At 46.3% G+C, this 13,325-nt stretch carries 12 protein-coding genes; 6 read left to right on the top strand and 6 right to left on the bottom strand.

Features of this window, described 5'->3' with window-relative positions:
- Window positions 1–92: 92 nt before the first annotated feature.
- Both rpmA and rplU read right to left on the bottom strand, forming a co-directional pair.
- Window positions 93–347 (bottom strand): 50S ribosomal protein L27, encoded by a 255-nt coding sequence (rpmA, locus tag OX890_RS07000; RefSeq protein WP_006080527.1) that lies wholly within the window; start codon window positions 345–347, stop codon window positions 93–95.
- A 14-nt stretch (window positions 348–361) separates the two neighbouring features.
- A complete protein-coding gene (gene rplU / locus OX890_RS06995; RefSeq protein WP_006080526.1) occupies window positions 362–673 on the bottom strand; it encodes a 50S ribosomal protein L21 in 312 nt (103 codons plus the stop codon).
- A gap of 271 nt (window positions 674–944) precedes the next feature.
- Between rplU and ispB the strand changes: the two genes are divergently transcribed.
- Window positions 945–1,916: an octaprenyl diphosphate synthase gene (gene ispB / locus OX890_RS06990; RefSeq protein WP_037391117.1), complete on the top strand. Its 972-nt coding sequence runs from the start codon at window positions 945–947 to the stop codon at window positions 1,914–1,916.
- 84 nt (window positions 1,917–2,000) lie between these two features.
- Here ispB and ung read toward each other — a convergent pair whose 3' ends face one another.
- A complete protein-coding gene (gene ung, locus OX890_RS06985; RefSeq protein WP_268650338.1) occupies window positions 2,001–2,666 on the bottom strand; it encodes a uracil-DNA glycosylase in 666 nt (221 codons plus the stop codon).
- A gap of 187 nt (window positions 2,667–2,853) precedes the next feature.
- On the opposite strand from ung, the gene OX890_RS06980 reads away from it, so the two are divergent.
- Entirely contained in the window at window positions 2,854–3,417 is a 564-nt protein-coding gene (locus tag OX890_RS06980; protein WP_268650337.1) for a pilus assembly FimT family protein, read from the top strand.
- Window positions 3,418–3,490: 73 nt separating this feature from the next.
- The gene (locus tag OX890_RS06975) at window positions 3,491–3,811 is read left to right on the top strand and encodes a DUF3144 domain-containing protein (protein WP_106649673.1); all 321 of its coding nucleotides are present in this window, start codon (window positions 3,491–3,493) and stop codon (window positions 3,809–3,811) included.
- 89 nt (window positions 3,812–3,900) lie between these two features.
- Here the strand turns inward: OX890_RS06975 and OX890_RS06970 are convergent, their stop codons facing one another.
- Both OX890_RS06970 and OX890_RS06965 read right to left on the bottom strand, forming a co-directional pair.
- The gene (locus tag OX890_RS06970; protein ID WP_220777044.1) at window positions 3,901–4,515 is read right to left on the bottom strand and encodes a LysE family translocator; all 615 of its coding nucleotides are present in this window, start codon (window positions 4,513–4,515) and stop codon (window positions 3,901–3,903) included.
- A 133-nt stretch (window positions 4,516–4,648) separates the two neighbouring features.
- Window positions 4,649–6,190: a S10 family peptidase gene (locus OX890_RS06965; RefSeq protein ID WP_268650336.1), complete on the bottom strand. Its 1,542-nt coding sequence runs from the start codon at window positions 6,188–6,190 to the stop codon at window positions 4,649–4,651.
- A 235-nt stretch (window positions 6,191–6,425) separates the two neighbouring features.
- Here OX890_RS06965 and OX890_RS06960 point away from each other — a divergent pair, with 235 nt between their 5' ends.
- Complete coding sequence (locus tag OX890_RS06960; protein ID WP_006085835.1) at window positions 6,426–6,977, top strand: thioredoxin family protein; 552 nt, start codon at window positions 6,426–6,428, stop codon at window positions 6,975–6,977.
- Between the two features lie 121 nt (window positions 6,978–7,098).
- On the opposite strand, the gene OX890_RS06955 is transcribed toward OX890_RS06960, so the two are convergent.
- Window positions 7,099–9,684, bottom strand: a complete 2,586-nt coding sequence (locus OX890_RS06955; RefSeq protein ID WP_268650600.1) for a TonB-dependent receptor plug domain-containing protein — start codon at window positions 9,682–9,684, stop codon at window positions 7,099–7,101.
- Window positions 9,685–10,065: 381 nt separating this feature from the next.
- Between OX890_RS06955 and OX890_RS06950 the strand changes: the two genes are divergently transcribed.
- On the top strand, window positions 10,066–11,526 hold the full coding sequence (locus tag OX890_RS06950; RefSeq protein ID WP_268650335.1) for a sigma-54 interaction domain-containing protein: 1,461 nt from the start codon (window positions 10,066–10,068) through the stop codon (window positions 11,524–11,526).
- 172 nt (window positions 11,527–11,698) lie between these two features.
- A complete protein-coding gene (gene ccoG, locus OX890_RS06945) occupies window positions 11,699–13,171 on the top strand; it encodes a cytochrome c oxidase accessory protein CcoG (RefSeq protein ID WP_268650334.1) in 1,473 nt (490 codons plus the stop codon).
- The last annotated feature ends 154 nt before the right edge of the window (window positions 13,172–13,325 follow it).

Genomic DNA, 13,325 nt, shown 5'->3' with positions numbered 1-13,325 from the left:
AACTCAAGCATCTACACGGCGTAAATAGAAGCACAAAAAACAGAAAGCCCCACCAATGGCGGGGCTTTAACAGTATAAGCTAGGTTCGAAAATTAAGCTTCGATGCTAATAAACTTACGGTTATTAGCGCCTTTAACTTCGAATTTCACTTTACCGTCAGTCAGAGCAAACAGAGTATGGTCACGACCAATACCTACGTTTACACCAGCGTGGAATTTAGTACCACGTTGACGAACGATAATGTTACCAGCTAGAACTGATTCACCGCCAAAGCGCTTAACACCTAGACGTTTACTTTCTGAATCGCGGCCGTTACGAGTAGAACCGCCAGCTTTTTTATGTGCCATGAGTTAGACTCCTATTATGCGTTGATAGCAGTAATTTTAACTTCAGTGAACCACTGACGGTGGCCCATTTTCTTGTCGTGATGCTTACGACGACGGAACTTAACGATAGTTACTTTATCGCCACGACCGTGACTTACAACTTCAGCAACGACTTTACCGCCAGCTACTAAAGGAGCACCAACATGCACTGTTTCGCCATCAGCGATCAAAAGAACTTGATCGAATTCGATAGTTTCGCCAGTTGCAACTTCTAACTTTTCTAAACGAACAGTGTGGCCTTCGGCTACACGGTGTTGTTTACCACCACTTTGAAAAACAGCGTACATAGCTATTTTACTCCAATTCCTAACACGCGGGCTCATTCTTGGATGAGGCAGGGTGCTATAAAAACTTTATTGACAATGGGCGCGGAGTTTACGCGAAGAATCTAACTCTGGCAAGCCCTAATTAGGAAAGAATAAAAAAAGACCGGATTAACTCTCACATTAGTTGAGCTAGTGCTGTCATATGTCAGAATTTTAGGTAAAATTCATTTCATTATAACACGTGAGCCTAAACAGGGGCCGGTACGTAATGACCCCACAACCAGAGTCTACTATGGATTTAAACGCTATTCGTCAACTGGCTGACACTGATATGCAAGCAGTCAATCAGCTGATATATAAACAGCTTGAATCAGATGTCGCCCTAATTAATCAATTAGGTTTTTACATTATTAATGGTGGTGGTAAACGTCTTCGTCCTCTGCTGTCGGTATTAGCCGCACGTGCGGTGAGCTACGAAGGCGAAGCGCATCTTAAGCTAGCGGCGATTATTGAGTTTATCCATACGGCCTCATTGCTCCACGATGATGTAGTTGATGAATCGACATTGCGCCGCGGACGAGAAACCGCCAACGCACTGTTCGGCAATAGCGCCAGCGTGCTGGTCGGGGATTTCCTTTATACCCGTTCATTCCAGATGATGACCGAACTCGACAGCATGAAAGTGCTCAGAGTGTTAGCGGATACCACGAACGTGTTAGCCGAGGGCGAAGTCTTACAACTGATGAACTGCAACGATCCTGATACCACAGAAGAAAGCTATATGCGGGTCATTTATTGCAAAACCGCTAAGTTGTTTGAAGCGGCCACCCTGCTTGCGGGCGTGTTAGCGGGTGCGACGCCAGAGCAAGAAACCGCCTTAGGTAACTATGGTAAATATCTTGGTACCGCCTTCCAGCTTACCGACGATTTACTCGACTATACCGCCGACAGTGATGAGCTAGGCAAGAACATAGGTGATGACCTTGCTGAAGGTAAACCAACTCTGCCACTCATCTATGCCATTGCCCATGGCACAGACGAAGAGAAACACCTCATACGTCAAGCAATTGAGCAAGGCGATGGTACACAGGCCATAGATAAAATCGTGGCAGCACTGCACCATTGCGGCGCGTTAAACTACACCCAGCAAAAAGCAATTGAAGAATCAGAGAAAGCCATCGAGGCATTATCGATTCTGCCCGACAGCGACTACAAGCAAGCCTTAGTTGCGCTTGCTAAGATTTCGGTCGACCGTAATCACTGATCACTCGCTAATCCGTTTTTAGCCCAAAGAAAAGGTCTTACTCAGTAAGACCTTTTTTATTGCCTCAAATCCGCAATCCTAAGATTAAACCTGCCAGCGGATCGGCGCTTCGCCCCGCTCAAGTAATAATTGATTCACTTGAGAAAAATGCCCACAGCCAAAGAAACCCCGATAGGCCGATAAAGGTGAAGGATGCGGCCCAGTGAGCACTTGATGTTGCGGTGCGTTAATCACTTGACCTTTTTTGATGGCATGAATGCCCCAAAGCACGAAGATAATCGGCTGTGTCTGGCGATTTAATAATTCCAGCGCGGCAGCAGTAAACACTTCCCAGCCTGCTTTGGCATGGGAGTGCGCCTTACCTTGCTCAACGGTTAATACCGTATTGAGCATTAATATCCCCTGCTCCGCCCATGTGGATAAATCCCCGTGGGATGGAATGGTAAAGCCATCAATATCCGTCGCTAATTCCTTGTACATATTGGCTAAGGAAGGCGGCGGTTTAATACCGCGCTTGACCGAAAAGCATAAACCATGGGCTTGATCTGGGCCGTGATAGGGATCTTGACCAATCAATACCACTTTGACCTTTTCAAGCGGAGTCATACTAAAGGCATTAAAAACATCGGCTTCGGGAGGATAAACCACTTTTCCAGCCCTGCGTTCATTGTCTACAAACGCACTTAGTTGCTGAAAATAAGGCAAAGCCCTTTGCTCATCGATAAATGTTTGCCATGTCGCCTGAGTCACGATTTTACTTCCTCAATTCTATTATCGGATTAGCTTAAAAGTCCTACTGTAGAATGGCAAGTTTGAAGGTTATGCTTGTCGATAAGTGATACGGCTATATTTGCAGTGTTTCACTTTAAGACTTTCAATTTAAAACATTCGAATTTAAATGCTATAGTGCGCCCATTCTCGCACTGTCTAATACTCCATGATGATCCAACATTCTGATAAATTGATACAACGACATCAAACGGGTTTCACCTTAATAGAGCTTGTGGTGGTCATCATAGTGCTCGGTATTTTAGCGGTAGTGGCCCTGCCAAAATTTATCAATGTGCAGCAAGATGCGCAAATCGCTACAGTCAAAGCCGCTGGCGGTGGCTTTAAGTCAGCCATCAATCTGGCGCGATCCGTTTGGGCGGTAAAAGTGGGTTCAGGTCCAAAAGAAGACTTACCCGTATTTGGCACGGCGCAATCTGAACAAGTGGATTTCAACGCCTTCGGCTGGCCTGCACAACACTATATCTTTGGTAATGAAGCCTCACCGGCGCTCGATAATGTCGAAGACTGTATCTCAGTATGGGAAGTATTATTCCAAAATACCCAACCGAGTGTCTCGCGCTTAAATGTTGATACGACAGAAACCGACTACAAAGCCAGTTATACCAATCCTGGCAAGTGCACTTATTTCTATCGAACAAACGACAAACTCTCGATCAGTTATGACTCCCAAACCGGAGTCGTCATTACCGACACAGATCCCAATAGTTAATGCCTGACGATTCCTTCTTACGTCAATTACGTTAGAATCCAACTTTAATCTGTTACTTTTTAGAGTGAACGCCATGACCGACACGAGCAACACCACCATTTACGAACTTGCCGATCAGTTTATTGCCTTAGCCAACCAGCTAAGCCAACAAGAAGCAGATGTAGGTAAAGTGGGCACGGCACTGCGTTTTGCCGCGGCACGTTTTAACGCCTTCGAAGCCGCGATTAAATCAGCGGATCTCGGCGCCGAGAAAGAAAGCGCATTAGAATGGTTTAGCAGTGAATTCAAAGAAATGCTGAGTGACAACTTAGACGATCACATCGCGAATCCGCCGATTCTCCAAGAAGCGGTGGCAGAAGAGACCGACAATTCAGTGCAAATGTTTAAAGGCTAAGCACGCCTTTCATGCATAGCGAAAACCTAAAAAACGCCATCGATTGATGGCGTTTTTGTTTGTTGAAACAGATGACCTACAATCAATAACTAAAGCGTGTACACCACGCGGAACGCCAGCAGTATCAACACCACGCCAGACAACTTATCAATTAACCCTGCCTTTTCCCGTAACTTAGGCAACACGCTTGAGTGGGATAACAATAAAGCGATAAGCGTGTACCAAAGGCCATCGACCACTAATGGGGTAAAAACGATTAAGGCTTTGGCTGTCATGCTGTCGGCCACCATCACGAATTGGCTGAATAATGCGAGGAAAAATAGCATGATTTTAGGATTGAATAAGGAAATGGCGATACCATCACGGGCTGCGGTCAAGGTATCTGTCGCCTCCCCTGCGGCCAATTTAGCTTGCATACCGCCCTTGGAACGCAGCGCCTGAACTCCCATCCAAGCCAGATACAAAGCACCGAGAATCGCAATGCCATTAAAGACTAAGGGCGCCTTTTTAAGTACGACGGCTAAGCCAAGTAACGTCACCAGCGCATAAATCCCAATGCCTATTGAATGTGCCCACGCACACACTATGCCCTTGCCCCGTCCGCCGCCTAAGGTATGGCGCACCACCATAGCTAAACTTGGGCCCGGCGACATAGCCCCCAAACAACAAATAGCCAATAAACCTAACCAAGTACTAAAACTCATTGAACACACCTTACGCCGAATAAAAAGGCCCCATTGATGTAGATAAACTCTGGGGCCTTAACTTGTTTGCTATTCTAGCATCGCGCCATTAAGGCGTTAACGCTAATCAATCCGTTTGTTGATAAATTAACGGCTATTTAGGCTGATAAAAAGCACGGATATCCTTCACTAACTGTGTTAAGGATTCGGGCTCAACGTACATCATGTGCCCCGCTTTATAGTAATGCATACTCACACGACTATTATCTATGCCGTTATCGGCAAAGGTATTTTCGGTGGCAAAAAATGGCGTCGCAAAGTCAAAGTAACCGTTGCCGACAAAAATCCGCAGATCTTTGTTCTCACGCTGCGCTTGGCCAAGATAAGGGGCGACGTTGACATAGTGCATCTGCTTGCCACTGATATTCCAATTCCAACTCCGGTTCACATCAACGGAGAGAACGTTGAAAGGACGGGATAAGGTCACGCCCAAATCGTCATACAGATATTGATGCATGGCAGCCGTATAAGCGCCATCAATCCCATAACCTGATGGATCATCGTCGGTTGAGTCGCCGCCACTGTCGTAGTCTTTACCTGTGTAGCGGCTGTCTAAGCGTCCTATCGTCAAACCTTGCTCTCTGAGCAGCTCCTTAGTGTATCGACTGGCGCTCACGCGCAAATTAACACGATCTAAATAGTGCTCACTTAAACCCGTAAAGCGCGCCAAGCTTTGACGTACAGCTTGATATGCCTCGGGTGTTAAGCGGCTGCCTTGCAACAACGCGAGGGCATAATCTTTGATCGCAAACTGGCGCGCTTCCTCAATAAAAGCCTCTAGCCCTAAAGCTTTATCCGCAGCGCTGACTTTATTGTGGTAGAAAGCCGTCGCCGCCATCGTCGGTAAAAAACCAATGTATGGTTGATTATTACCCGGCTGGTAGCGGGCATGACTAAAATCGAGAATGGATGAAATCAGCATAATTCCATTGACCGAAATGTCGGTCCAACCACCCTGCAATTCATTCACAAGTGCTGCCGCGCGGGTAGTACCGTAACTCTCGCCGGCCAAATATTTAGGGGAGTTCCAACGTTTATGCTCAATCAACCAGCGGCGAATAAACTCGGCAATCGACTGGGCATCTTCTTTCACGCCCCAAAAATCCGCACCTTTTTTATCGCCTAAGGCGCGGCTAAAGCCAGTACCTACGGGATCGATGAACACGAGATCGGACTCATCAAGCATAGAGTAATCGTTTGATTCAATATGATAAGGTGCTGCGCCATCGTCCTTTGCATCCGGCACCACCACACGTTTAGGACCGAATAAGCCCATGTGCAACCAGAGCGAGGCCGAGCCCGGACCGCCGTTAAAAATAAAGGTTACGGGGCGTTTGTTGCTGTCTTTAACATCGTCACGTAAATAGGTAATAGAGAAAATACTCGCCAGCGGTTCGTCTTTATCATCCTTTAAAATAGTCTCGCCACTTATCGCTTGATAACTGACTTTTTGCCCTTGAATCGTCATCTTATGCTCGGTTTTAACCACCTCAGGGACAAGCTTGTCGGCTTTATCTTCGGCCTTTTTGGCGGTTTCGGCATAGCTCAGGCTCGAGCAGAATACGATCAACGGCAACAGTAATAATGACCAAAGCGGCCTAGCCGACGAGCGTCGACGCGATAATAAAGGTGTCATCTTATTTCCTTTTATTTTTGTTATAGCGGTAACTATCATCTTGCCCAGCTTACAAAGACTCAACAGCAGGCGCAAAACACAATTGCAACTGAATGCGTCAAAGGGCAGCTCAAATGAAATCCCATAAATTCACGCTGATTTAAGCCGTTAACCGCTAAGATAAGCACGAATCTAAGTCTGTATTCCTAAGCCTCTATGGTTAATAAAGGCACGCCATTCTCCAGCAGGAAGTTTTATGAGCACTATTACTCTGATCAGTATTGTCATTCTTTGTCTATTAATCGGCGCTATCTTGCTGCTGATTTGGCAAAGACAAAAAGGAAAAACCATACCGCTGGCGGTGATATTTGTACTGGGATTTTTCGCCTTAGGACTCGGCGCTATTATTGGATTTGTGCATAAAGGCGAGGATTATCAAGCCTATCAAAAACTGCAATGGCACACCTTAGCCCCCGAGCAAATTGCGCCTCTGGTTGCCCAAGGCTATACCGTATTTGTCGATATTACTTCAGATTGGTGCACCATTTGCCAAACCAATAAAGCCGAAGTCACCCACAGGGAACAAATTGTGAACGCCTTAATGGCAGACAACATTATCCTGATGCAAGGCAACTGGAGTGAAGCCAACAAAACGATTGAAAGCTATATGCGCCATGAAGGTGTACCTGGTACGCCCTACAATAAAATCTACGGTCCAAGCGCACCCAATGGCATTCTTTTGCCGTCAAAACTCAGTATGAGTGATGTGTTGAATGGCCTTGCTGCCGCACAAACGAATCGCAGCTAACGAAAAATAACCAATAAAAAAGGCTGCACTGCAGCCTTTTTGCTCACTTCACTTCAAATCTATAAAAGCCAAATTTCTTGAAAGGTGGGTTAGAAATCGCTTCTATAAATTGGCTTACTCATTAAAAACGGTAATTTACACGGCCATAGTAGAAGCCACCGTTGTAATCGAATGGCCCACTTTCATAGTAAACGCCACCAAGTTGAGAATAAGCGTAATCATCGCCCACTTTCAGCTTTTGCGCTTTTTGGTCGAATAGGTTATTTGCCCCTACCGCCAGGGTTAAGCCATCAAATAACTCATAGCTCACTTCCAGATCTATGGTGACTGCAGCATCGGCCATTTCAGAACCCCAATCAGAGGTATCGTCAGCATGAGTCGCATAGTACTCACCGAAGTAGTTACCACGCAGTGACATGCTTAATTGATCCCATGACTGCGCCCAGGTCAAGGTTGCACGGTGTGCAGGAATACCATCTTCTAAACGCCGAACCTTGCCTTCATCAGTGGTTTCGGGATCGTATTTATCAACGCTGGTATCGGTCCAACCATAGGCAAGACTGAATTTAGCATTACCCGACAGAATTTCCGCATCATAGGAGGCGACGATATCGATACCTTGAGTCGTAGTATCAAAGTCGTTGGTGTAATAACTCACGCCTTGGATCAACTCAGGGAACTCAACGCCCGCTGCACGCAGCGCATCATAGTCTTTAGCTTCAACATCAATCTTACTCGACTGCGCAATACGACCCTCAACGCCAATGTTGTAATAATCGACCGTTAAGAAAAAGCTTTCGTATTCATACACTGCGCCTAACGCATAGCTTGTTGACTCTTCAGGCTTTAACACTTCCCCGCCATAAAATGCCGCAAGCGGATCGGTGGGTGGCGCAATAAACGTCTGGATCAGTTCACCTTCGATAATTGATGTCTGCGTGTTGACGACGTTTTCTTGACCCACGGTTGGCGCACGGAAACCTGTGCTGTGTGACGCGCGGAACGACAACTCATCCGTTGCGGAATACTGCAACGTCAGTTTGTAATTTAACGTATCACCAAAGGTCGAAAAGTCTTCGTAACGCAGTGCTAAACCGACTAACCAGTCATCACTTAAATAGGCTTCTAGATCAGTATAAATACCGATATTGTGGCGAGAGTTTTTACCCGCAGATTCTGGGCCAAAGCCTTTAAATCCGTGCGCACCAATATTGAAACCTTGGTTAGCATAAGGGCCAGCAATCCACGAGGCTTCATCACCTTGAGATATCTCAAACGACTCATTACGCCATTCAAAACCAGAAGCAAAGCTAATGTCTTCGATGCCGCCTATAGTAATGAAACGCGAGAAATCTAAGTTAACTGTGGTTTCAACCTGCTCATAGGCACCCGTATCGAAATCAGTCGGCGTGTCTAATCCCAGTGATGGATTTAAAGAGTTTTTAAGGCCAAAGCTGGCTTTGTTACTGCCCGTACCGGCACTGAAATCATAATTCCACTCGCCGATATCGCCTTTTACACCAGCGAAGAAAGACATATCTTCAATGGTGCCAGTGAACTGCGGCGTATAGCCACCAGGGAATATCTGGTTCATGGCAAAGCAATTTGGATCGTCAACCATCGCCTTGTAAGCATCTGTATCGAGTACGTTGCCGTCACTTCCATCAGCATTTTTAGGGATAGGCACTGCCGCACAAGTCGACTGAACACCATTAACCGCACCTACGAGTAAGTTCTGACCATCGTCATTGGAATACACGTTGCTACGATTTTGCGGGTAACGATAATAAAAACCACCAACGGCATCGCGGGATGACAGGTTACCAAAGGCATAGGCATGCATATTGGCATTAATGTCTAAGCCTGAGTTGATAAACACTGAGTAGTCATCATTAATCTCAGGATTACCCCATACTTGAGCGGGGTCATTAATCGCAGTATTGCCCTGCACAGCTAAGTTAGCCGCATCGGGACGCTGCACACTACGACTGGTTGCATCGGCATTTTTATACTGAAAGCTTAAGTTAACAAAGCCATTATCCGTCAACGGTAAACCAACATCACCTTCGACTGTGGTCGTGGCACCGTCACCCTCGTAATATTCACCCTGGGTCACTGTGATGGAGCCACCATCAGAATTATCTTTTAAGACAAAGTTCATTACCCCAGCAATCGCATCAGAGCCGTATTGCGCCGCAGCGCCGTCGCGCAGCACTTCGACTTGCTTCAATGCAGAACCAGGAATAACCGAAATATCAGGACCTTGAGCACCATCGTTAATGCCGCCGCCTTGGAACGCAATCACAGCTGCGCGGTGACGACGCTTACCATTGACTAACACTAAGGTACTGTCGGAAGGCAAACCACGTAAGTTAACGGGACGTACTAAGGTTGCCGCATCACTGATGGGTTGAGCGCGAGAGTTAAACGAAGGTACTGAGGTCACCAACATATCAATCATGTCAGTGGAACCATTCTTTTTTAAGTCGTCACTACTAATAATATCAATTGGAACGGGGGAATCGCCGATTGAGCGTGGTGCCGCACGTGAACCAACAACCGCAATCTTTTCCACGCCTTCATTTTTAACAGCAGCGTCTTCTTCCTCAGCCATGGCTTGCGGGCTAATGAAGCTACCAGACAAAGCTAATGTAATCGCCAAACTGACTGCACTTAATCCAAACTTCTGCTTCTTTGAGGTCATCATATTCATCCCAACTGCTTATTATTTTTAGAATACCTGACCTGCTTTATGTGATTATCGTCCCTAAAACCTTGCTACCACGGTCAATACAAAGTTATTTTTTTACATAGCAAGAACATTTTTATAACATAAATAAGACAATATCCAATATTAAATCAGACTTTTGAATGAATATTAGTCATTTCTCTTTTAGATCAGTTTGTTATAAGTGAATATTTTTTAAGGTGTGTCGTTAGGTAAAATGCACTTTAGGGCGCCAAAATGTAAAACCCATAAGTCACCATAAAGTGGGAAATACTCACTAACTCAATCAAAGACACGATATATCGCGACATGCAACTTAAGGTATACTCGGGCAATACCAGCCAAGCTTGAGTACCGCAGATGACAAATAAGATTTCGGTCAATAATCAAAAATCAGTCGATAAGCATTTCTTGCCTGAAAATCAGTTACTGCTTAACGCTGTCGGTGAAGGTATTTATGGATTTGATTTAAGCGGGAATGCGGTGTTTATCAATCCCGCGGCTGAACGCATGACAGGTTGGAAAAATGAAGAGTTACTGGGCAAAAATATCCATAACTGTCATCATCACAGCCATGCCGATGGTAGCCATTATCCCCAAGAAGATTGCCCAATTTACAACACATTAAAGGATGGCATTACCCGCGAAATCACCCATGATGTGTTCTGGCGTAAAGATGGGAGTAGCTTTCCCGTGCATTACAGTTCTACGCCCGTTTACCGTGATAATGAACTCATTGGCGTAGTCGCGATATTTCGTGACATTAGTATCCAAAAGCAAACGGAGCAGTCATTACGTCAAGCGTTGGCGCAAGTGCAAGCGCTCTCGGAGCGACTTGCCTCCGAGAATCATTACCTACAGGCAGAACTAGCTGACAAAACGGGTGATGTGGATATTTCGGGTGGCAGTAGCGTGATCCGCCACATGATCCAGCAATTGCATATGGTAGCCAATACCGACAGTACTGTGCTCATTTGTGGTGAAAATGGCACAGGCAAAGAACTTGTAGCCCGTAACTTACATCAACTCAGTCGCCGCAAAGATAAACCTATGATCAGTGTCAACTGCGCCGCGTTTTCAGCATCCTTGTTAGAAAGTGAACTCTTTGGTCACGAAAAAGGCGCATTTACCGGTGCCACCAGCCGCCGTAAAGGTCGCTTCGAACTTGCTCACCAAGGCACACTGTTCCTCGACGAAGTGGCAGAACTCAGTTTAGAAGCCCAATCAAAACTACTGCGGGTCATCCAAGAGCAATCCTTCGAACGCCTCGGAGGCAGCGAAACCATTCACGTGGATATTCGCTTGGTCGCCGCCAGTCACCACGACTTACTCAAGCGGGTCGAGCAGGGATTATTTCGGATGGATCTCTATTACCGCTTGAATGTATTCCCTATTCAAGTGCCACCACTGCGCGCGAGGATCGAAGATATCCCCGAACTCGTCAGCCATATACTGCACAGTTTGAATCGTAAGTTAGGCAAAAAAATCCGCGGTGTGAGCCAAAAAGGGCTGCAAAAACTCATGGCTTACACATGGCCGGGCAATGTGCGCGAATTGCAAAATATCCTCGAGCGCGAAGCCATTCTATCCCAAGGCGATATTCTGCAGATCCATGCGATGCCGAGCAACAACCCCTTAGCTCAAGCCCAAGGCCAAACCTTAGCAGAAGCGGAAGCCTTACATATAGAACAGACCCTTAAACGCTTAAACTGGCGAATATCCGGTCCACTCGGCGCGGCGAATGTGCTAGGCGTTCCGGCAAGTACGCTGAGATCGCGGATGAAAAAACTGGGGATCCAACGTCAATCGAGTGAAATATAACTCAAACCACACAAGCTAAAAGCGCGATATATCGCCAATATGTGATATATCGTGACTACCACTTAGCTCGCATTGCAAAATAACCATATATATCATAAGGTTGAATCAGTTAAAACTTGGCCTAGCGCTTGCTATAGGGAGGCGAATCTTATTTAAGCCGTTAGGACCCTTTATGCCCAAGAGCGAAGTTACCCCCAATTCTCCAAGTGTGAATAAGAGTGTGAGCGCAAAACCTTCCTCAGTCGAGCTGCACATTCCGATTAAAATCCTCTCCAGCGAAACTGCAACAGGGAGCAATACGCCCTCTGGCAACATCCATTTTCGTGAGCAGAAAGGTGATTTTCAGCGCCTGCGAACCATGATGAATAGCCTGCTGATCGTGTTGTTTTTCGCCTTGCCGTTTATCTCAATCGATGGCCGCCAAGCGATATTGTTAGATATCAGCCAGCAACAGTTTTTCTTCTTTGGCATCACGCTCTGGCCGCAGGACTTTACCCTACTTGCATGGATTTTTATCGCCGCCGCCTTCGGTCTGTTTTTTATTACCGTATTCTGGGGCCGCGTTTGGTGTGGCTATCTTTGCCCACAAACGGCGTGGACCTTTATCTATGTGTGGATAGAAACGCGTATCGAAGGCAGCAGCAACAAACGCAAGCAACTAGACAAAGCGTCTTGGTCTGGCAGCAAAATAGGTAAAAGAAGCACCAAGCACTTACTTTGGGGTCTCGCCGCCCTGCTCACTGGCTGTGGTTTTATCAGCTATTTCATTCCCGCCCGCGAACTCTATATCGACATATTGACGGGCAATGCCAGCTTTTGGGTGACAAGCTGGGTCTGGTTTTTCGCCATTTGTACTTATCTGAATGCGGGCTGGATGCGCGAGCAAATGTGTCTACATTGCTGCCCCTATTCACGTTTCCAAGCTGTAATGTTCGATGCCAACACTAAAACCGTGACCTATGATGCACAGCGCGGTGAATCACGCGGCCCGCGTAAACGTAAGCAAGAAACCAATCTCAGAGAGAGTAATCTTGGTGATTGTGTTGACTGTAATTTATGTGTCGAAGTGTGCCCAACAGGGATAGATATTCGTAACGGCTTGCAATATGAGTGCATCAACTGCGGTGCCTGTGTCGATGCTTGTAATGAAACCATGTTGAAATTCGATTATAAACCGAACCTTATCGGCTACATGAGTGAGAATGATCTTAAGGGAGTCAGCTACTCCTATTGGCGCTCGCCGCGATTTTTAGGCTACGGCGCAGCGGTCGTGATCATGCTTATAGTGATAGGTTTAGATTTGAATAGCCGCAGCGAAATCCAGCTTAACGTGATCCGAGACCGTCAAAGCCTGTACCGCGAAACGGCTGACAATAAGATTGAAAATACCTATCAGCTGAAGATCCGCAACAAAACGCAGGACACTAAGCAGTATCAACTCGCCGTCGACAGTGAAATGCCCTTTAGCTTGATTGCCGATCCTATTATTACCTTGGCCGCGGGCGAGCAAGTGGACTACCCAGTAACAGTATTAGCCGATAAGGATGCCATCCCCTCGGGGCGTAAAATGATCCAATTCTCGGTGACGGATGTGAAACATCCAAGCCAGCAAGTGAGTCAAGAAACCGGATTCTTTAGTCCCTAGGTTTTCTCTTAATATCGGTAACCGTCTACATTAACCACTAAATCGGCGCTTGGGGAATCAACCTAAGCGCCTTTCTAAATCAAGCACTCATCCCCAAAAGACAGTGTGTTTCTTGCGATATCTTTAGTGCTTCTTCGTTCAATAAAATCCAATA

Source organism: Shewanella sp. DAU305 (genome assembly GCF_026802235.1).
In the GTDB taxonomy this organism is placed as follows: Bacteria; Pseudomonadota; Gammaproteobacteria; order Enterobacterales; family Shewanellaceae; genus Shewanella; species Shewanella baltica.
The sequence above is the reverse complement of the archived record's forward strand: the minus strand, read 5'-3'. Positions and strand labels throughout refer to the sequence as shown.

Coding starts and splice junctions, on each gene's coding strand:
- rpmA (WP_006080527.1), bottom strand. CDS start 347: ATGGCACATAAAAAAGCTGGCGGTTCTACTCGTAACGGCCGCGATTCA.
- rplU (WP_006080526.1), bottom strand. CDS start 673: ATGTACGCTGTTTTTCAAAGTGGTGGTAAACAACACCGTGTAGCCGAA.
- ispB (WP_037391117.1), top strand. CDS start 945: ATGGATTTAAACGCTATTCGTCAACTGGCTGACACTGATATGCAAGCA.
- OX890_RS06980 (WP_268650337.1), top strand. CDS start 2,854: ATGATGATCCAACATTCTGATAAATTGATACAACGACATCAAACGGGT.
- OX890_RS06975 (WP_106649673.1), top strand. CDS start 3,491: ATGACCGACACGAGCAACACCACCATTTACGAACTTGCCGATCAGTTT.
- OX890_RS06970 (WP_220777044.1), bottom strand. CDS start 4,515: ATGAGTTTTAGTACTTGGTTAGGTTTATTGGCTATTTGTTGTTTGGGG.
- OX890_RS06965 (WP_268650336.1), bottom strand. CDS start 6,190: ATGACACCTTTATTATCGCGTCGACGCTCGTCGGCTAGGCCGCTTTGG.
- OX890_RS06960 (WP_006085835.1), top strand. CDS start 6,426: ATGAGCACTATTACTCTGATCAGTATTGTCATTCTTTGTCTATTAATC.
- OX890_RS06955 (WP_268650600.1), bottom strand. CDS start 9,684: ATGATGACCTCAAAGAAGCAGAAGTTTGGATTAAGTGCAGTCAGTTTG.
- OX890_RS06950 (WP_268650335.1), top strand. CDS start 10,066: ATGACAAATAAGATTTCGGTCAATAATCAAAAATCAGTCGATAAGCAT.
- ccoG (WP_268650334.1), top strand. CDS start 11,699: ATGCCCAAGAGCGAAGTTACCCCCAATTCTCCAAGTGTGAATAAGAGT.